The organism is Amycolatopsis thailandensis (genome assembly GCF_042723255.1).
In the GTDB taxonomy this organism is placed as follows: Bacteria; Actinomycetota; Actinomycetes; order Mycobacteriales; family Pseudonocardiaceae; genus Amycolatopsis; species Amycolatopsis thailandensis.
In genome coordinates this window covers 9,393-27,568 of sequence record NZ_JBHXJK010000018.1, presented here as the reverse complement: position 1 = coordinate 27,568, position 18,176 = coordinate 9,393, and the positions used below count along the sequence as shown (strand labels likewise).

At 68.5% G+C, this 18,176-nt stretch carries 19 protein-coding genes; 2 read left to right on the top strand and 17 right to left on the bottom strand.

All coding sequences use genetic code 11. The annotated features are described in order from the left end of the window. Window positions 1-33 precede the first annotated feature (33 nt). Window positions 34-417 (bottom strand): DUF6401 family natural product biosynthesis protein, encoded by a 384-nt coding sequence (locus ACFWMR_RS09900; protein ID WP_378274594.1) that lies wholly within the window; start codon window positions 415-417, stop codon window positions 34-36. A gap of 61 nt (window positions 418-478) precedes the next feature. Continuing rightward, the gene (locus ACFWMR_RS09895) at window positions 479-1,597 is read right to left on the bottom strand and encodes a trans-sulfuration enzyme family protein (protein ID WP_378378113.1); all 1,119 of its coding nucleotides are present in this window, start codon (window positions 1,595-1,597) and stop codon (window positions 479-481) included. Window positions 1,598-1,656: 59 nt separating this feature from the next. Between ACFWMR_RS09895 and ACFWMR_RS09890 the strand changes: the two genes are divergently transcribed. Then, window positions 1,657-2,130: an Lrp/AsnC family transcriptional regulator gene (locus ACFWMR_RS09890; RefSeq protein ID WP_005165609.1), complete on the top strand. Its 474-nt coding sequence runs from the start codon at window positions 1,657-1,659 to the stop codon at window positions 2,128-2,130. Between the two features lie 6 nt (window positions 2,131-2,136). Here the strand turns inward: ACFWMR_RS09890 and ACFWMR_RS09885 are convergent, their stop codons facing one another. The 15 genes from ACFWMR_RS09885 to nucS form a co-directional block, all read right to left on the bottom strand. Beyond that, entirely contained in the window at window positions 2,137-2,970 is an 834-nt protein-coding gene (locus ACFWMR_RS09885) for a hypothetical protein (RefSeq protein ID WP_093937606.1), read from the bottom strand. A gap of 10 nt (window positions 2,971-2,980) precedes the next feature. After that, on the bottom strand, window positions 2,981-3,346 hold the full coding sequence (locus ACFWMR_RS09880; protein WP_378378112.1) for a hypothetical protein: 366 nt from the start codon (window positions 3,344-3,346) through the stop codon (window positions 2,981-2,983). Window positions 3,347-3,475: 129 nt separating this feature from the next. Further along, on the bottom strand, window positions 3,476-5,251 hold the full coding sequence (locus ACFWMR_RS09875; protein ID WP_378378111.1) for a 3-hydroxyacyl-CoA dehydrogenase family protein: 1,776 nt from the start codon (window positions 5,249-5,251) through the stop codon (window positions 3,476-3,478). 183 nt (window positions 5,252-5,434) lie between these two features. Continuing rightward, a complete protein-coding gene (dhaM, locus tag ACFWMR_RS09870; RefSeq protein WP_093937604.1) occupies window positions 5,435-6,109 on the bottom strand; it encodes a dihydroxyacetone kinase phosphoryl donor subunit DhaM in 675 nt (224 codons plus the stop codon). Beyond that, the gene (dhaL, locus tag ACFWMR_RS09865; RefSeq protein ID WP_093937603.1) at window positions 6,106-6,729 is read right to left on the bottom strand and encodes a dihydroxyacetone kinase subunit DhaL; all 624 of its coding nucleotides are present in this window, start codon (window positions 6,727-6,729) and stop codon (window positions 6,106-6,108) included. The genes dhaM and dhaL overlap by 4 nt, the downstream gene beginning before the upstream one ends. Continuing rightward, window positions 6,729-7,730: a dihydroxyacetone kinase subunit DhaK gene (dhaK, locus tag ACFWMR_RS09860; RefSeq protein ID WP_378378110.1), complete on the bottom strand. Its 1,002-nt coding sequence runs from the start codon at window positions 7,728-7,730 to the stop codon at window positions 6,729-6,731. Before dhaK ends, dhaL begins: the two co-directional genes overlap by 1 nt. Before the next feature lie 67 nt (window positions 7,731-7,797). Next, a complete protein-coding gene (locus ACFWMR_RS09855) occupies window positions 7,798-8,796 on the bottom strand; it encodes a DUF3558 domain-containing protein (RefSeq protein ID WP_244199911.1) in 999 nt (332 codons plus the stop codon). Window positions 8,797-8,843: 47 nt separating this feature from the next. Beyond that, a complete protein-coding gene (locus tag ACFWMR_RS09850; RefSeq protein WP_093937600.1) occupies window positions 8,844-9,107 on the bottom strand; it encodes a hypothetical protein in 264 nt (87 codons plus the stop codon). Between the two features lie 10 nt (window positions 9,108-9,117). Then, entirely contained in the window at window positions 9,118-10,815 is a 1,698-nt protein-coding gene (locus ACFWMR_RS09845; protein WP_378274606.1) for a sodium:solute symporter family protein, read from the bottom strand. 155 nt (window positions 10,816-10,970) lie between these two features. Beyond that, window positions 10,971-11,342, bottom strand: coding sequence for a hypothetical protein (locus ACFWMR_RS09840; protein WP_093937599.1), 372 nt, complete (start codon window positions 11,340-11,342; stop codon window positions 10,971-10,973). Window positions 11,343-11,383: 41 nt separating this feature from the next. Continuing rightward, entirely contained in the window at window positions 11,384-12,796 is a 1,413-nt protein-coding gene (locus ACFWMR_RS09835; RefSeq protein ID WP_378378109.1) for a tetratricopeptide repeat protein, read from the bottom strand. Window positions 12,797-12,810: 14 nt separating this feature from the next. Continuing rightward, window positions 12,811-14,271, bottom strand: coding sequence for a DUF4331 domain-containing protein (locus ACFWMR_RS09830; protein ID WP_378378108.1), 1,461 nt, complete (start codon window positions 14,269-14,271; stop codon window positions 12,811-12,813). 204 nt (window positions 14,272-14,475) lie between these two features. After that, a complete protein-coding gene (locus tag ACFWMR_RS09825) occupies window positions 14,476-15,252 on the bottom strand; it encodes a hypothetical protein (protein ID WP_093937598.1) in 777 nt (258 codons plus the stop codon). A 44-nt stretch (window positions 15,253-15,296) separates the two neighbouring features. Continuing rightward, window positions 15,297-16,259, bottom strand: a complete 963-nt coding sequence (locus ACFWMR_RS09820) for a patatin-like phospholipase family protein (RefSeq protein WP_378274603.1) — start codon at window positions 16,257-16,259, stop codon at window positions 15,297-15,299. A 565-nt stretch (window positions 16,260-16,824) separates the two neighbouring features. Further along, window positions 16,825-17,484, bottom strand: coding sequence for an endonuclease NucS (gene nucS / locus ACFWMR_RS09815; RefSeq protein ID WP_034308895.1), 660 nt, complete (start codon window positions 17,482-17,484; stop codon window positions 16,825-16,827). A 37-nt stretch (window positions 17,485-17,521) separates the two neighbouring features. Between nucS and ACFWMR_RS09810 the strand changes: the two genes are divergently transcribed. Continuing rightward, window positions 17,522-18,061, top strand: a complete 540-nt coding sequence (locus ACFWMR_RS09810; protein ID WP_378378107.1) for an NUDIX domain-containing protein — start codon at window positions 17,522-17,524, stop codon at window positions 18,059-18,061. Window positions 18,062-18,176: the final 115 nt, after the last annotated feature.

Here is an 18,176-nt window from a genome sequence, read left to right as displayed (position 1 = left end):
CTTCCACGGGAGCGGGTGGGGCGTCCGGCCGCCCTACCCGTTCCCGGTCGGCCTGGTCCGCTGGTCGTCCATCGTGGCGGCCAGCGAACACACGCCGACCAGGCGCGCGGTCAGCCAGTCGCTGGTGTTCCAGGCGGCCAGGTCGGCCGGAGCGCGGAACGTCCAGCCCTTGGTCTTCGCCTCGTCGAGCAGCCCGCGCGTGTAGCCGGCGAGCAGGACGACCCCGGCGACCGCCGCCGAACCTTCGACCCCGGCCGCGAGGATGTCCCGCACCGCCGCCGAGTGCTGATCGAAGACTGCCGAAAGCCCGGGAAGGGCCGCCGCGGCGGCCAGCCCGGCCACACCGATCTGCTGGTGCAGCCGGGAAAGCGTGCTACGAGCCGAAGATTCCACCCAGGACGAGACCAGATCTTTCACCCGACCAGGTTAGCCAGGCCGGACGATTTGTCGACATCCCGGTGATCACGATCGCAGTGATTCAGCACGCTTTGAGTGCCTGGTCCAGGTCGTGCCAGAGATCCTCGACGTCCTCCAGCCCCACCGACATGCGGATGAGCCGGTCGGTGACGCCCGCGCCGTGCCGGTCGTCCTCGGCGACGATCCGGTGACTGATCGACGCGGGATGCTGGATGAGCGAGTCCACGCTGCCGAGGCTGACGGCCGGGGTGATCAACCGGACCGCGCCGATGAGCGCGTGCGGATCGCCGTCGACCTCGAACGCGATCAGCGGGCCGCCGATGCCCGGGTAGTGCACGGCGCTCACGTTCGCGTGCCCGCGAAGCCGCTCGACGAGTTCGGCGGCCGTCGCGGACGCGGCGTTGACCCGCAGCGGCAAGGTCGAAAGGCCGCGAAGCAGCATGTACCCGGCCAGCGGGTGCAGCACGCCGCCGGTGGCGAAGCGGATCTGCCGCAGTATCCCGGCGTCTTCGGCGCCGCAAGCCACCACGCCGCCCATGACGTCGCCGTGGCCGCCGAGGAACTTGGTCGCGCTGTGCAGGACGAAGCGGGCGCCGTGGCGTCCGGGCCGCTGGAGCACCGGAGTCGCGAAGGTGTTGTCGACCAGCACCGGGACCTCGCCCGCGGCGCGCACGATCTCGGCGACGTCGACCTCGCGCAAAGTCGGGTTCGCCGGCGTTTCGAGCAGCACGAGCCCGGTGTCGGGACGCAGCGCGGAGGCGACGTCTTCCGGATCGGCCCAGGTCACCTCGGTGCCGAGGAGGCCGGACGTGAGCATGTGGTCGGTGCAGCCGTAGACCGGCCGGACGGCGACGACGTGCCGTTTGCCCTGCGCGACGGCGGCGAGCAGCGACGCTGACACCGCGGCCATGCCGGTGGCGAACGCGACGGCGTCCTCGAACCCTTCGAGCTCCGCCAGCGCCTTCTCGAACCGCTCGACGGTCGGGTTGCTCAGCCGCCCGTAGACCGGGAGCCCGGACAGCGAGCCCTTGGCGGCGAACTCGTCGATGCGGCCCGCCTCTTCGACGCTGTCCCTCGACGGGTAGGTCGTGGACAGGTCGAGCGGAGCGGCGTGGACGCCGAGGTCCGTGAGATCGTCACGGCCGGCGTGGACGGCTCGGGTGCGCAGCGTTGCGGTCATACCCCAGATGGTGCGATTTTCTCCGGATCCCCCGCAATATCCTCGGATATCATTCGCCAATGTCGGATTCTGTCGAACTGAGCACGGTCGACCTGCGGATTCTGCGGCTCCTTCAGAACGACGCACGGATCTCCAACAAGGACCTGGCGGCCGAGGTCGGCGTCGCGCCCTCGACCTGCCTCGACCGCGTCAACCGGCTGCGCGAACTCGGGGTGATCACCGGCCAGCGCGCCGAGGTGGACGCCGCCAAACTCGGCCGCCCGCTCGAAGCGCTCCTGTTCGTCCAGGTCCGCCCGCACCGGCGGGCGCTGGTCGACTCGTTCGTCGGGCACCTGCTGGCGCTGCCCGAGGTGCGCGCCGTCTACCACCTGACCGGCCCGGACGACTTCCTCGCGCATGTCGCCACCGCTTCGGCGACCGAGCTGCAACGGCTGGTCCTCGACGAACTGACCGCGCGCGACGAGGTCGCCAGGGTGCACACGAACCTGGTCTTCCAGCACTGGAGCGGGGGACCTTTGCTCCCGCCCGCCTGAGCCGGGTCAGTCGATGCGGACCTTGACCGGATGCGTGACGTCGGTGGGGCAGGTGAAGATGTTCAGCACATCCTGGCGGGCGAACGACCAGCCCGCGGGCTCGTCCTCGGCGACCTCGCACCCACAGCCGACCTCGTGTTCCACCGTGGACAGGGCGATCGTCTGCCGCAGTTCGGCGCCGCAGTCCCGGCAGCCGAGGTCGTCACGATCGGTGGTGTACCAGGGCGTCCAGCCGCCGATCTTCGAGTACTGGTCCAGCTCGGGCCAGCCTTCCGGGTCTTCGCTCGCGCCCTCGGGGATACCGAGGGCGGCGCGGGTCTCCGGCGGGAAGTCGCAGAGCCGGGGCAGTTCGTCGATCGAGCAAGGTTCGAAAACGCAGGGTTCCGGCAGGTAATCGGCCTTGGCGTCCTCGGGAGGAGGCGGCGGGACCGCGATGTCCCCCACCTCGCCGGAGTCGCGCCAGACCAGCCGGACCGCGGGGCCCTGATGGTAGGGGCTGTTGTGGTCCAGCGGGCAGAACAGGATCTGCAGGACGTCGGTGCCCTCCGGGAAGGGCAGCTCCGGGAAGTCGTCGCGGAAGAACTGCGCCGCGCTGACCATCGCCGGCACCGGCTCGTCGAGCGGATGCCCGCCCAGCCACGCGTCGTCGGACGCGTCCGGGTCGGGCGGCCAGGTCACCGGGCACTCCGGCCACGGCTCGTCCGACGGCCAGAGCAGCGGGCCGCCGAAGTGGCTTTCGTCGGGCCGGGGCTCGCCCGGCGCGGGGTGCAGCCGGATGGCCGTCCGGACCAGGTCGTTCAGGCCGGGGATGGGCATCCCGTCGTATGTCAACTGACGCACCCAGGGGAGCTTAGAGGTCCGGCAGCGGATCTACAGGTTTTGCCGCTTCCCGCATGATCTCCGCGTCTGCGGCGTGGACCACCGGGACGTACTCGTCGTCGATCTCGTAGTCGATGCCGTTGAACTTGAACCACGGGACCGTCGACGTGTCGACCGGCCCGATCCGCTGGTTGCGCAGGCCTGTCGAGACGACGCTCTTCGGCGTCTTCCGGCTCAGGTATCCGGTGGTCAGGATCGTGATCGTCTTGCGGGTCACCGCGAAGAACACGCCGGGATTGGTACTGCCGAAGACGTCCGCCGGGAACACGTAGTGGATCTCGTCGTCCGGATCGAGGAACTCCCCGATCCGCTTCCTGACCCCCGAGGAAACTGGCATGTCCTCCACGGTACCGATGCCCGGCCCCGCGCCGCCGGGACAAGTGTCATGAAAGGGTCGTTCAGGACGAAAAACGTCTTGAACGACCCTTTCATGACATCCGGGACGGCGTCCGCGCGCCAGAGACGCCTACCGGGCCGAGTAGTCCTTGAAGCCCTTCCCCGTCTTCCGGCCCAGCCGCCCGGCGGTCACCAGGTGCTCCAGCAGCGGCGCGGGCGCGAAGCCCTCTTCGCGGAACTCGTTGTAGAGGGTTCGCTGGATCGCCAGCGAAACGTCCAGCCCGACGACGTCGAGCAGTTCGAACGGCCCCATCGGCAGCCCGCAACCCACCTTCATCGCGGTGTCGATGTCGTCGGCCTCCGCGTAGTGCGCTTCGAGCATCTTCACCGCGTCGTTCAGGTACGGGAAAAGCAGCGCGTTGACGATGAACCCGGCCCGGTCGCCGCAGTGCACGGGATGCTTGCCCACCGCCGCGCAGACGGCGTCGACGGTCGCGATCACGTCGGGCGCGGTGGCGATGGTCGAGACGACCTCGACGAGTTTCATCACCGGCGCCGGGTTGAAGAAGTGCACGCCGACCACGTCCGAAGGCCGCGAGGTGGCGGCCGCGCATTCGATCACCGGCAGTGAGGACGTGGTCGTCGCCAGGACCGCGCCCGGCTTCACGACGTCGTCGAGCGCGGCGAAGACGGCCTGCTTGACGGCCAGGTCCTCGGCCACCGCCTCGATGACGAGGTCGACGTCGGCCAGTTCGTCGAACTCCACCGCGGGCGAGATCCGGCCGAGCGCGGCGGCGGCGTCCTCTTCGGACAGTTTGCCCTTGACGACGGCCTTGTCCAGCGACTTCTTCACCCGCGCGACCGAAGCCGCGGCCTTCTCCGCGCTCCGCGCCCGCAGGATGACCTCGTAACCGCGTTTCGCGAACACCTCGACGATGCCGGTCGCCATGGTCCCGGTGCCGACGACGCCGACCTTGCGCACCTCTCGCGGCGTCACAGTGTCCACTGTGGACTTCGTGACCGCGTCGGTCACCGTCGGCGAATCGGGCTCGTCGTAAGCGTAGAAACCCTGGCCGGTCTTCCGGCCGAGCAGCCCGGCGGTGATCATCTGCTTCAGCAGCGGCGCCGGCGCGTGCAGCCGGTTGCGCGACTGGTGGTACATCGTGTCGAGGATCTCGTACGCGGTGTCCAGCCCGATGAGGTCGAGCAAAGCCAAGGGCCCCATGGGATATCCGCAGCCGAACCGCATCGCCGCGTCGAGGTCCTCGCGCGTGGCGTAGCGCTGTTCGTACATCCGCACGGCGTGGTTGAGATACCCGAAGAGCAGGGCGTTCGCGATGAACCCGGCGCGGTCGCCGATCACCACCGGCGTCTTGCCGAGATGTTCGGCGAACGCGACGACGTCGGTGATCACCCCGGGTTCGGTGACGACGGTGCGGACGATCTCGACCAGCTTGAGGATCGGCGCCGGGTTGAAGAAGTGCATCCCGACGACCTTGCCCGGCCGCGCGGTGTGCACGCCGATCTCGGTGATCGACAGCGAAGAGGTGTTGGACACGAAGATCGTGTCCGGTCCGGTGATCTTGTCCAGCTCGGCGAAAACGTCGGATTTCGCTTCGAGGTTCTCCGGGATCGCCTCGATCACCAGATCCACATCGGACAGCTCGCTCAGCGACGTGGTGTACCGGATCCGGCCCAGCAGCTCACCCCGGCCGTCGGCGTCGAGTTTGCCGCCGGACACCGCCCGTTCGGTCGAATGCTCCAGGTGGCCCTGGCCCCGGCGCACGCCGTCGTCGTCGATCTCGACCGCGACGACGGACACACCGCTCCTCGCGAGTACCTCGGCGATCCCGGCGCCCATAGTGCCGAGACCGATGACTCCCACACTCGAGATTTCCCGCGCCACAACCGGCCTCCGGAGGTTACTCGCTGGTAGTTTCTCCGATCGTGCCATGCCGGGGTGTGGAAAGCAGCCGCTGTCACCCTCCGAATCGAGTAAGTGTCACTCGCGGACGAGGGCCGAAGGACGCTTTCCCCGCGTGTCATGCGGGGAAAGCGTCCTTTACACCCGTCCGACGCAAGGAAAGGCTCACTCCCCGAAGTTCTGGTCCACGAGGTCCTTGACCTTGGTGAGCGCTTCTTCGGCCTGCGCGCCCTTAGCCCGCACCTCGATCCGGTCGCCCTGGCGGGCGCCGAGCGCCATCAGCGCGAGCACGCTGTTGGCGTCCGCGGTCTCCTCGCCGAGCCGCACGGTGACCTCAGCGTCCAGCCCGGCGATGCTCCGGACCAGGACGGCGGCGGGCCGCGCGTGCAGTCCGACGTCGTTGCGCAGCGTGAGTTCGACACTGCTCTCGCCGTCGTGCACGCCGTCGTCGACCGTCAGGTCCGGCGGGGCGCCCGCCGACGCGGCGGCTTCGGAGACGGCCTGGCGATCCGCCCCGCCCTGCGCCGCGACGGCGGCGGCGATCGCGCCCTCGACGAGCGGCGCGTCCACGACGAGGGCGGCCGACGGGTCGGCGAGCGATTCGACGGCCAGTTCCGCGGTCATCTGCGCGCTGCCGAGGTCGTACAGCAGGACGACGCCGGCCCCCGAATCGGCGCGCTGCGTCGCGGCGACGACCTCGTCGTAATCCGTTCCGATCCCGCCCTCGGCGAGGCCGCCCGCCGCCACGATGGTGACGTCCGGGGCCATCTGCGCGGCGAGTTCCGCGAGTCCTTCGGCGAGTTTGGAGCTGTGGGAGACGAGCACGATTCCGACGCTCACCGGGCCGCCTCCGCGAACGCGCGCAGCAGCAGCGCCGTCGAGCGGGCACCGGGATCCATATGCCCCTTCGCGCGCTCTCCGAGGTACGACGCCCGCCCCTTGCGCGGCACGAGATCCACAGTGGACTCGGCCCCCTTGTCGGCGGCGTCGGCGGCCGCGGTCAGGATCGCCGCGACGTCCTCACCGGAAGCGGCCTCGGCGGCGGAGACGGCGGGGATGAGCGCGTCGACCATGGTCGCGTCTCCCCCGACGGCCTTGCCCCGCGCCTGCACTCCTTCGAGCGCGGCACGCAGGGCCTCGACCAGCAGCGCACCGTCCACTTCGGCCGCGTCGCCCAGTTTGACCGACGCCCGCAGGAAAGCCGTCCCGTACAACGGGCCCGCCGCGCCGCCGACCTTCGAGATCAACGTCGTGGCGGCGAGTTTCGCGACCGCGGCCGGGGTTTCGGGGGTCGCGGTGTCCAAAGCGGACACGATGGCGGTGAACCCGCGGTCCAGGTTCTCGCCGTGGTCGGCGTCGCCGATCGCGCGGTCGAGGTCGACCAGTTCGGCGCGATGCTCGGCGATCACCGCGGCCGCCGCCCGCAAGGCGGCGGCGAGCGTGTCGGCGGTGCAGGCCATCAGACTCCCCACCTCAGGGCCGGGGTGTTCACCGGCGCGTCCCACAACTCGGTCAGCTCGTCGTCCAGTTTCAGCAACGTCAGGCTCATCCCCTGCATCTCCAGGCTGGTGATGTACGGCCCCACCAGGCGGCGTTCGACCACGATCCCACGCTCGGCCAGCAGCCGCTCGGCGATCCCGTGGGCGAGGTACAGCTCGACCAGCGGGGTGCCACCCATCGAGTTCGTGAACAGCAGGACCTTGTCGCCTTCGCCGAACGGGAGGTCCGTGACGATCGCCTCGACCATGCGGGCGACGAGTTCGTCGGCCGTCACCACGGCCGTCCGTTCGATGCCGGGTTCACCGTGGATGCCGATGCCGAACTCGATCTCGTCGTCGGCGAGGTCGAAACTCGGCTCGCCCGCGTGCGGCACGGTCGGCGCGGTGAGCGCGACTCCGATCGAGCGGACCTGGCCGATCACCTTGCGCGCCAAGGCCTCCACCGCGTCGAGCGCGTCGCCTCGTTCGGCCGCGGCACCGGTGATCTTCTCCAGCAGCACCGTGCCGCCGACACCGCGACGGCCGGCGGTGTAGGTGGAGTCCTTGACCGCGACGTCGTCGTCGATGACCACGCTGCGGACGTCGAGCCCCTCGGCGGCGGCGAGTTCCCCGGCGGTCTCGAAGTTGAGCACGTCACCGGTGTAGTTCTTGACGATCAGCAGCGCGCCCGCGTCCCCGGTGGTGGCCTTGACGGCGGCTTCGACGGCGTCCGGCGTCGGCGAGGTGAACACCGCGCCCGGGACGGCCGCCGCCAGCATGCCCTGCCCGACGAAGCCGCCGTGCAGCGGTTCGTGCCCGGAGCCGCCGCCGGAGATCACCGCGACCTTGCCGGCCACGGGCGCGTCCACGCGCACCACGATCGCCGGGTCGTCCTCCACGCGCAGGACGTCCGCGTGCGCCGCGGCGAGTCCGCGCAAGGATTCCGCGACCACCGTTTTCGGGTCGTTGATGATCTTCTTCAAGGTGGCCTCCGGCCGTCGGCGGGTGGGGTGTCCCCTTCCTACCTCTCCCGGCCGGATGCCGCCAGCGTCAGCCCTTCGGCAGCTTGGAGATCACCGATTCGGCGATCTTGGCGGCCTTGCCGCAGGACGCCGCTTCGTCCTTCTTCTCGTCGTAGTTCTTGTAGATCACACTGACGATCTCGACCCCGTCGTCGGTCCACGGCCTGTGCTGCCACTCGATCTTGCACTCGGCGTCGCTGGTGGTGCCGATCTTCTGGTACGCGGGCGTGCCGTCGAGGTCGATCTTCTTGGTCCCGTCGCGTTCCTCCGGCGGCAGGCCGTGGCGGAAGCCGATGGAGATCCTCGGGTTGGAGCCCGGGGTCCAGTCGCAGGAGTGGAAGCTGCTCGGCGAAGTCGCGCCGTGCGGTACGACCTCGGCGAGGACGGCGGGGTCCGCGACGGCGCACGGGTCGACGGTGGTCAGCGAGCCCGCCCCGGCGGGGAACTTCGCCGGCGACGCGTGCAGGCTCTTCACGGCTTTGGCCGCCACCGCCCGCCCGGTCGCGCAGGGGTCACCACCGTCGTAGGTGACCAGGAAACTGATCCCCCGCTCGGGTTTGCGCAGCGTCATGATGCCGATGTCGCAGCTGTTGCCGTCCTTGTTCTTCCGCTCGATCTGCGGCAGTCCCTCGACCGCCGAAACGACCGCGTTGCTGGCCGAGGAGAAGGTCGACGAGCCGATGTCGATACTGACCGTGAGCTTCTTGCCACCGGCGTCGGTGGCCTTCCCGGTGCAGTTGCCGAAGGAGGTGAGCGACGGCCGCGGGTCCTCCGGGGTGCCGAGGCCGCTGAGCGCCTCCTTACCCACCAGCGGGCACGGGTCGATCGTGCGCATCACCGCGGGGGTGACCGCCGGGTCGTTGATGTCCCCGCTCGGCACCTCACCGCCGGAACCGGCTTCGGCGGCCACGGTGGTGCGGGCGAAGTTGGACTTGCCGAGGTTCTGACCGCAGGCCGACACCGCGCCGAGCGCGGCGACCAGGGCCAGCGCGGACGCGATCCGGCGACGTCGAGCGTTGAGCAGCACGAAGTGCACGGTAGCCGGACCGCCCCGGCGCTGTCCGGACAACCCGGCTATTCGCCCTCTCCGTCCTCGGTGGACGGCGGTACGACGATCGGCCGCAGCTTCGCCCACAGCATGAAGAGCGCCGCGAACACCAGCATGCCGATGCCCGCCCACAGGTTGATGTTGACGTCGGCCGCCTTGGCCAGCTCCTCCTCGGTGGTGAAGCCGATGCCCATGATCGTGAGCACCAGCCCGTAGCCGCCGATGAGCAGCGCGATGATCAGCCGGATGTCGAAGACGCCGGCCTTCTTGGGAGCTTGGGACGCAGCCATCTCCGGCCTCCTAGAAGATGATGTTGAGCGCGATGGTCAGGATCAGCACGATGCCCGCGAGCAGGCCCGGCTTGCGGTACCAGCCCGCGTCGTCGCCGGTCTCGTCGTGCTTCAGCGACTCCTTCGGGGTGAGGGAGTAGACGAGCCCGACCAGTTGCGACTCCGGCTTCGGCGCGGTGGCCAGCGAGACCCCGACGCTGACCGCGATGTCGACGACGAACGCCGTACCGGCGGCCACGAAGCTGATGCCCTGCCCGGTGAGCCCGAGAACCCCGGCCTGCGAAAGCAGCCACACGGTGATCGCGGACGCGGTACCGGCGACGAGGCCGACCCAGCCCGCCGTCGGCGTCATCCGCTTCCAGAACATGCCGAGGATGAAGGTGGCGAACAGCGGCGCGTTGAAGAAGGAGAACAGGTCCTGCAGGTAGGTCAGGATGTTCCCGGAGTTCGACGCGATGAACGCGGTACCGACGGCCAGCACGGTGCCCGCCGCGGTGACCACGCGGCCGAGGCGGAGGTAGTAGCCGTCCGACTCGTTCTTCTTCACGTACGACTGCCAGATGTCGTAGGTGAAGACGGTGTTGAACGAACTCAGGTTCGCCGCCATCCCGGCCATGAACGACGCGAGGAGACCGGCGATCGCGACGCCGAGCATGCCGTTGGGCAGCAGGTCGCGCATCAGCAGCAGGATCGCGTTGTTCGCGGTGACGCCGCTGGGCGCGTCTCCGCCGTCGAGCAGGATCTGCTTGTCCTGGACGTACTCGGACACGGTGACCGCGGCGATCATGCCGGGGATGATCACGATGAACGGGATCAGCATCTTCGGGAAGGCGCCGATGATCGGCGTCCTCCGCGCGGCCGACATGCTCTTCGACGCCATCGCGCGCTGGACCTCGACGAAGTTCGTCGTCCAGTAACCGAACGAGAGCACGAAACCGAGACCGAAGACGAGGCCGAGGACGGAGAGGAAGCTGTTGCCGAAGCCGGTGAGGTTGTCACCGGGCCAGGAGGACAGCTGCGCCTCGCCGCCGGGGTCGGCGCTGAGCTTGTCGACCAGGCCCTGCCAGCCGCCGACCTTGACCAGGCCGACGATGGTCAGCGGCAGCAGCGCCGCGACGATCACGAAGAACTGCAGGACCTCGTTGTAGATCGCGGCGGACAGGCCGCCGAGCGCGGTGTAGGAGAGCACGACCACGGCCGCGACGATGATCGACACCCACAGCGGCCAGCCGAGCAGGAGGTTCACCACGCTGGCGAGCAGGAACAGGTTCGCGCCGGCGATGAGGATCTGCGCGCTCGCGAAGCTGATGCCGTTGACGAGGTGGGCGGGTTTGCCGAACCGGCGGAGCATGAACTCCGGGACGCTGCGGACCTTCGAGCCGTAGTAGAACGGCATCATCACGATGCCGAGGAACAGCATCGCCGGGATCGCGCCGATCCAGAAGTAGTGGACGGTCGGCAGGCCGTAGAGCACGCCGTTGGCCGACATTCCCATGATCTCGACCGCGCCGAGGTTCGCGGAGATGAAGGCGAGGCCGGTGACCCAGGCGGGCAGCGAGCGGCCGGAGAGGAAGAAGTCGAGGCTGCTCGAGACCGACCGTCGCGCCATGTACCCGATGCCGAGCACCAGCGCGAAATAGAAGGCGAGCAGGACGTAGTCGATCGGGCTTGCGTCGAGTCGCAGGTTCGCATCGGCCAGCACGTGCAACCGACCCACCTCCATAGTGAAAATGTCCACGAGAAACGCCGGTATCGCGTCAATCGCGGACCATACTGCATGGATTCAGGAACGGCAGTGCGGGTGGGTGACGACCGCCCTCAAGTGTCTGTTTCGGGGCGATTCTTGACAATTCCTGTCCTGTCTCAGGGGCGTTTCACCTTTTCCGCGTCCGCGCCCAGCGCGACATAGACGTCGATCCACTGGCGGTCGACATCGGTGACGTCGTTGCCGTCGCAGTACGGTTTGGCCCCGTTCGCGGTGTAGTAGCGAAGCAGGGCGAGGGTCTCGTCGGTGCGCCGGATCGAGTCGTCGGTGTAGCGGGTGCCTGGCGCCCGCGGCTGATGCTTCATGCAGGTCAGTTCCGCCGCGACGCCGTCGGTGGTTTCGTCGTCGAACCGGGGTCCGGTATCGGGAGCCGTCGCCGAGCACGCCACGACGACGGCGAGAAAGAGCAGCGTGCTCAGGACGGTTCCGCGCGCTCGGCGCGGAACCCGTTCGGTGGGCAGATTACGCATGGGTCGGCAGCCTTTCCGGTCGTGTTCCCGTGGTCGCGGACTCATCCGGCACCGCCGAGGTTCGCCAGCGTGGTCCGTGCGGTCCGAGCGTCGGTCAAGGAGAAGTTCGGGTTGACGCGCAAGGCTTCGGCGAGTGCCTTGACGGCTTCGGCCGGCCGTCCGAGCGCGGCGAGGATCATGCCGCGGTGGTAGGCGAACGACGCGCTGCGCCAGCCGGTGCTCGCCGCGCGGTCGGCGAAGGTCAGGGCTTCGGCGTTCCGGCCGTTGAGGTGCAATGCCCAGGCCATGGCGTCCGCGACGAACACGGGCTGCCTGCGGTCCCACTCCGCCTGCGCGAACCGGAGCGCTTGCGCGGCGTCGCCGCGGTCGGCGGCGACCAGTGACGCTTCGAGGTCGACGTTCGCCCCGGATTCGACTTCGAGGCGCCGCTGCTCCTCGAAGAGCTCGTACTGACGCGCGGCGGATTCCGGCGCCCCCGCCGACGACAGCAGCAGGGCGTACTCCCGCAGGTTTCCCACGTTCGGCTGACGGGCCACGAGATCCTGGTAGCCGGCGAGCGCTTTGGCGGTCTGTCCGCGGGCCGCCGCGACCTTGGCTTTTCCTTGCTGTAGCGAGGTTTCCAGTGGCACCGCGCGCTGGCCCGCCTCGAAGTGCGACTGCGCGGTGTCGAGGTCCCCGTTGTCGAAGGCGAGTTCGCCGAGGAGGTTGCGGCAGAACGCGACGTCACCGGGATCGACGGCGTCGGCCAGCGCGCGATCGAGCGCGTGCCGGGCGTCGTCGACGCGGCCGTGTATTTCGAACTCGTAGGCGGCGCGGGTGAACGAGGAGACGCCCGGCTTGAGGTCGAGCATCCGCTGCAACGCGGCGGTGGCCGCGGCGGTGTCCCCGAGCTGCGTGTAGGCGTCGTTGAGCACGCCGTGGATCTCGGCGTTGTCCGGAAGCGCGGCCCTGGCCTTCTCACCCCAGTCGCGAGCGCCGACGAAATCGTGCCGCGCGTTGGCGAGCGCACCCATGCCGCCCAACGCGATCCCGTTGCCGTCGGGCTGCTGTGCCAAGGACTTCCGCAACGCCTCTTCGGCTTTGGGGAAGTAGGCCGGGTCGGCTTTGGCCCGCGCCACCTCGACATAGGCGGCGCCGAGTTCGGCCCAGGTCTGGGGGTCCTGCTGATGCTTCGCGAGCTTGGCTTCCGCTGTCCGGATCGCCCGGTCGAGGGTGCTCACACCACCCTGCGGTCCTCCGACGAGGACCGGGTCCGGTGAATCGGGCGGGAGGAACGCGGCGACACCGACGGTGAGCAGACTCGTGCCGAGAACGCCCAGGAGCGCGGCCCGGCGAGAGCGCTTCCCGAAGCGGGGGCGCTGGGTACCTGTGGTGCTTTCGGGGACGTCGTGGGACATCGGGTCCGCCTTCTGGAAGAGGAGAGGGGTGGCCGCCGCCGTTTCGACGGCGGCCACCAGGGGGAGGGGAATCAGCGGACTGACGAGTTGACCGCCTTGTTGTTCGGCAGGGCGAGGTACGGGAAGACGGTGCCGAACTGGACGTCGTTGCGGTCCACCCGGTCGACGGCGGCGAGCGCCTTGACGATGCCGCTGACCGCCGCGCCTTCCAGCGCCTGGATGCTGATGTCGAGCACGTCGTCGGCCGGCCTCCGGCCGTTCGGGAACCCTTGGAGGTCGCCACCGAGGACGCCGAGCCGGTTGGGTTGCGCGGTGACGGGGGTCGACGTGTTCAGCCGCAGCTGCTCCGACGGCGCGAACCGTGCCGGGTTGACGTCGGCGTTGTCGAGCTGCGAGTTGAGATCCAGGTTGATCTGGTCACCGGATTTCGTGGTGATCCCGGTCAGGAAGATCTCCGTCAGATCGTTGCGGGGTTTGGCAGGCGCCGGCACGCCGTAGATCCGCTGGACGAGATCCGGCACCTCCGGATTGGTCACCTTGTTCACCAGCGCGGGCACCGCCCGGTCCTGCTCCGGCAGGAGCGCGTTGAACCGGTCCTTGAGCCCGGCGGGCACGACGACCTCGTTCACCAGCGGGTTGCCCAGGCGCGAAACCTGGACGTCGGCGCCGAGCGCTCGCTCCGCACCGGGGGTGCGCAGCGTGATCGACTTGCGTTCGGTGTCGCTCCAGACCCCGATCACCGGGTTCCGGGCCGGGTTGCCGGCGAGCGTCAGCGCGCTCTTGGGCAGCTGCAACGCCACGGTGTTCACGTTGTAGCCGGCCAGCGTGTCCTGCCCGACCTCGGACAGGTTCTTGCCGTAGAGCAGGTCGAAGATCCGCAGGTCCAGGAAGAACGGGTCGTCGGCCTGCCCGGCGAAGGTCTGCCCGCCGCCGGGGACCGCGGTGATCGCCTGGTTCCGGAGCACGCCGTAGTTCGGCATCGACGCCGGGCCGACGTTCGACGGCGCGACCCTCCCATTGGTGACCAGGTTCGTGGTCCGCCCGCCCCGCCAGTCGATCACCGAGAGCGTGTAGAACTGGCGGTACAGCAGGTCCTCGTCGTCCAGCGAGGTGACCGGATCGTCGTTGTACTGGTAGGTGTTGTTCCCCCGCCGGTCTTCGGTGCGGAAGGTCCAGCGGTAGGTCAGGTCCGCTTTCGCGTCGCCGTCGTTGTCGATGTTGATGTCGTGGTTGGCGTCCGTGGCCCACGGGTAGAAGTTCGGTCCCCCATTGGGTTCCTCGAACGGGTACCAGTTCGCGATCAGCGTCACGGTGTCCGGCTTGTCAGGGCTGACGAACGCGTACACGTCGGTGTTGTCCACGGCCGGGTCGCCCGAGATCAGCGGGGCTTCCCGGTGACTGGAGGCGAGTGCCGGGCCGGCGTACAGCCCGGCGACCGCGCTCGCGAGCACCGTCGCCCCGACCGCGATGACCGAGACAGCCGCTCTCCGCCGGGACCCGAGCCGACGGCGAGCGAGATGGGATGCAGCCATTTCCATTCCCTTTCTGAAAACGCGTGGCGGGCAGGCTGTTCCGGAACCGAGTCCGGAGCCAGGGCCCTCCACCGAAAGCCGATGGTGCACGCCGTCGTCAGTGGGGATGTTGTGGAAGTGTTGTGGGCACGGGAAAGGGCACGAAAAAGGGCCGCTCCCGGCGTTTCCGCCGAGAACGGCCCCTTTTCCGCGACCGGTGGGGGTTTACCGGTCCGTGGGCAGGCCTACTTCGCCGTCCTCCTTGATCAACCGGGCGAGGACGTCGTCCGGCAGGAACGTGCGATGCGGGTAGCCCGGGCCCCAGGAGTTGAGGAACGGCACGGCGCCGAGTTCGTCGGCACGCGGGTTGCCGAGGACCTCGTGCACCTCGTCGACCGTCTTCGCCCAGCGATAGGCCTGGATGCCGTTCTTCACGTCGGGCGTGTAGGCGGCCCGCTTGACGTGGTCGTCGTCGGCGTAGGTCTCCGACCACGGGACGTGCCCCAGCTCCAGCAGCACCTCGGCCGCCGCGCGGACGGACGTGCCATTGTTGTCACCGGGATTGGTCTCGTCCCACTCGTCGCGCAGCTTCGACTGGTCCCACAGCCATCGCGCGGCGTAGAGATCGCCGTTGAACAACGTCATGCAGCGCGACCAGCCGAAGCCGACGCAAGCGCCCTCGCTGCCCTGGTCGTAGAAGGCGTATTGCTTGTCGCCGTCGGTCGATTCACCGGGTTCGAGGCAGACGCAGTGGCCGCCGCGGATCCGGGTGAGCGTTTTCGCGCCGCCCTTCGCGACGAAGAACTCGCCGGACTTCTCGTCCTTCTCCGGTACGTCGAATTCCTTGTACCAGTTGACACCGATGACCACCGGCGACCGGGTCGGCCGGTCCTGGGTGGCCAGCGCGGTCAGCGGATAGCGCTCGACGTGGCGCCAGTCGTCCGGGACGAACCGGCCGAGGCGGCCGTCCGCGGGGTCACTGCCGATCGGGCGATAACGCATGGGATCCTCCTATCCCTCGTCCCACCGGAATACCGCCGGCGAGTTCACTGCGGCACAATCTTTTCCAGGAACCGCCGTGCGGCCTCCCGCCCGTTTTCGAAGAGGCGCTTCTTCTCCTCTTCGCCGAGCCCGAAGTCGACGGCGGAAACCCCGGTCGTGTCGACGTACACCGTCCGCCGGTTCACACCCTCCTCGTGCAACCGGTAACGATTCCAGTCCGAAAGCAGGGTTTCGAGCGAACCGATGGCGATCCGCAACGCGCTCTTCACCGGTTTGTCCCTGCCGCCGGCCGGTTCGCCGGAAAGCTTCACCCCCCAGGTCGGCCAGCGCGGCTCCTTCTTGTCGGTCCGGTCGAAGACGGTGATGGGGAAGTTCGACAGCAGTCCGCCGTCGACCCAGGTGACCGTGCCCTCGGGGCGGACATCGAACTGCACCGGCCGGAAATAGAACGGGATGGACATCGACGCGCGGACCGCGTCGACGATCTTCTCTTCCCCGGGGTCGCGTCCGTACTGGGAATAATCCCAAGGAAGCCGGACCAGGACGCGGCGGGTCAGGTCGCTGACGTGGACGACGAGGGAATACCGTTGGTATGGAGCCAAAGTACTTTCGGGATCGTCGATGGCGAGATCGGCGAAAGTGTGCACGTCGACCTCGTCCAGCAACGGCGTGAGCCATTCGGCGAGATAGTCGCCGGTGTGCATTCCGTCGTGCAGGAGCAGGTCGACGCCATCGCCGACCGGCCCGGTGATCCGGTCGAGCAGGGACCGATCCTGGAACCGGCGGCAGTCCATGTCGTTCATCACCGCTTCCAGGCCGCCGAGGTCCTTCCCGGCTTTCTGATAAGCGGCGACCAGCGTCGCGACGATCGCACCCGCGCTCGTCCCGGCGATCCGCGGGAACGAATAGCCGGCGTCGTGCAACTCCAGCACGGCTCCCAGCAACCCGATACCTTTGACGCCGCCGCCTTCCAGCACCAGATCCACGCGCTTCGAAGAATCAGCCATGGCACATCACCCCTGGACCCGCGACCGCCGTATGTCGGCGATACCCCTCGCGGAAATCGAGTGTGACACAGCGCGAGACCGGCCAATCCGGCGTTCACCCGAATGGCCCGGAAACAGCTGGTTCTTTTGCGGGAAGAGTCGAGTTCGTTAATTTCCCGCCGCCCTTTGGGGCATTCTGTGGTGCGAGAAAGAATTCAGATACAAAACCGAGGACTCGATTGGATATCGGCTGTTCACCGGAGAAGGGCCGTCGCGAGTCGGCACCTACGCCGCTTCTCTCGAGGACGCGGAGAGCCGCGGTACGTCTAGGGCGACGAGGCTCGAGGTGCCGCGAAAGCCACTTTCGGGACGTCTGATGTCTCGAAAGTGGCTTTCGCGACGCCCGGAGCGGCGGCGGGGTGGTCCGGCGCGGATCCGCGGCGGTGTGTTGTGAAAGCCACTCTCGCAACGTCCAAGGTTGTGAAAGTGGCTTTCACAACCTCCCGAAGGAGCGGGTCCGAACAGGCGTCGACTGGAGACCCAGTGCGACCACCGCATCCAGAGGACTACTCGCGACAAGATCCGCTCAGAACAGGCGGAACTCGTCCGACTCGATGCCGCGCAGCGCGTCGTAGTCCAGCGTGAGGCACCGGATACCCCGGTCCTCGGCCAGCACCCGCGCCTGCGGCTTGATGATCTGCGCCGCGAAGACGCCCTGCACCGGCGCCAGCAGCGGGTCGCGGTTGAGCAGTTCGAGGTACCGCGTCAGCTGCTCGACGCCGTCGATCTCGCCGCGCCGCTTGATCTCGACGGCGACGCTGGCGCCGTCCGCGTCGCGGGCCATGATGTCGACCGGTCCGATCGCGGTCGGGAACTCCCGCCGCACCAGGGTGTAGCCGTCACCGAGGGTCTTGATGTGCTCGGCGAGCAGTTCCTGCAGGTGCGCCTCGACGCCGTCCTTCTGCAGTCCCGGCTCCGCGCCGAGTTCCTGGGCGTGGTCGTGGAAGATCTCGTCGATCGTGATGACGAGCTTCTCCCCTTGCTTGTTCTCGACGATCCACAGTTTGCCGTCCTCGATCAGCCAGCACGGCGGGCTCATCCAGTTCAGCGGCTTGTAGGCGCGGTCGTCCGAGTGCACGGACACCGAGCCGTCGGCCTTCACGAGCAACAGCCGGGTGGCCATCGGCAGATGGGCGGTCAGACGGCCGGCGTAGTCGACCTGGCAGCGAGCGATCACTAGGCGCACCACGCGAGGGTAGGACAAGCATGGCGATACTGTGCGCATGGACCCCGTTCAGCGTGTCAGCTCCCGTGAGGTGTACCGGAACAACTGGATGACCGTGCGCGAGGACGTCGTCCGGCGGCTCGATGGTTCCGAAGGGATCTACGCGGTCGTCGACAAACCCACGTGCGCCATCGTCATCCCGTTCGACGGCGCCCGGTTTCACCTGGTCGAGCAGTTCCGCTACCCGCTCGGGCTGCGGCGCTGGGAATTCCCCATGGGCACCGCCCCCGATCTCGCCGACCTCCCGGCGCCCGAACTCGCCGCCCGCGAACTGCGCGAAGAGACCGGGCTGATCGCGGGCGCGATGACCGACCTCGGCGTGACCGACGTCGCCGCCGGCCTGTCGAGCCAGCGCGGGCGCGTGTTCCTGGCCACCGACCTCACGCCGGGTGACGCCCAGCGCGAGGTCGAGGAGCAGGACATGCGGACGGCGTGGATCGGGCGCGACGAATTCGAGAAGATGATCGCCTCGGGTGACATCACCGACGCGCAGACGCTGGCCGCCTACACACTGCTGCTCATGCGGGAACGCCGCTGACCCGCCACCCGCGCGCGCAATGAAGGACGCGAAAGAATAGAAAAATTTTATGTCATCGCACGACCGATGGGGCCGCCCCCGGGGGGGCGGGGCCCACCCGGGAGGCGGGCACCCG

Coding starts and splice junctions, on each gene's coding strand:
- ACFWMR_RS09895 (WP_378378113.1), bottom strand. CDS start 1,597: ATGACCGCAACGCTGCGCACCCGAGCCGTCCACGCCGGCCGTGACGAT.
- ACFWMR_RS09890 (WP_005165609.1), top strand. CDS start 1,657: ATGTCGGATTCTGTCGAACTGAGCACGGTCGACCTGCGGATTCTGCGG.
- ACFWMR_RS09880 (WP_378378112.1), bottom strand. CDS start 3,346: ATGCCAGTTTCCTCGGGGGTCAGGAAGCGGATCGGGGAGTTCCTCGAT.
- dhaL (WP_093937603.1), bottom strand. CDS start 6,729: ATGGCCTGCACCGCCGACACGCTCGCCGCCGCCTTGCGGGCGGCGGCC.
- ACFWMR_RS09850 (WP_093937600.1), bottom strand. CDS start 9,107: ATGGCTGCGTCCCAAGCTCCCAAGAAGGCCGGCGTCTTCGACATCCGG.
- ACFWMR_RS09840 (WP_093937599.1), bottom strand. CDS start 11,342: ATGCGTAATCTGCCCACCGAACGGGTTCCGCGCCGAGCGCGCGGAACC.
- ACFWMR_RS09830 (WP_378378108.1), bottom strand. CDS start 14,271: ATGGCTGCATCCCATCTCGCTCGCCGTCGGCTCGGGTCCCGGCGGAGA.
- ACFWMR_RS09825 (WP_093937598.1), bottom strand. CDS start 15,252: ATGCGTTATCGCCCGATCGGCAGTGACCCCGCGGACGGCCGCCTCGGC.
- ACFWMR_RS09820 (WP_378274603.1), bottom strand. CDS start 16,259: ATGGCTGATTCTTCGAAGCGCGTGGATCTGGTGCTGGAAGGCGGCGGC.
- ACFWMR_RS09810 (WP_378378107.1), top strand. CDS start 17,522: ATGGACCCCGTTCAGCGTGTCAGCTCCCGTGAGGTGTACCGGAACAAC.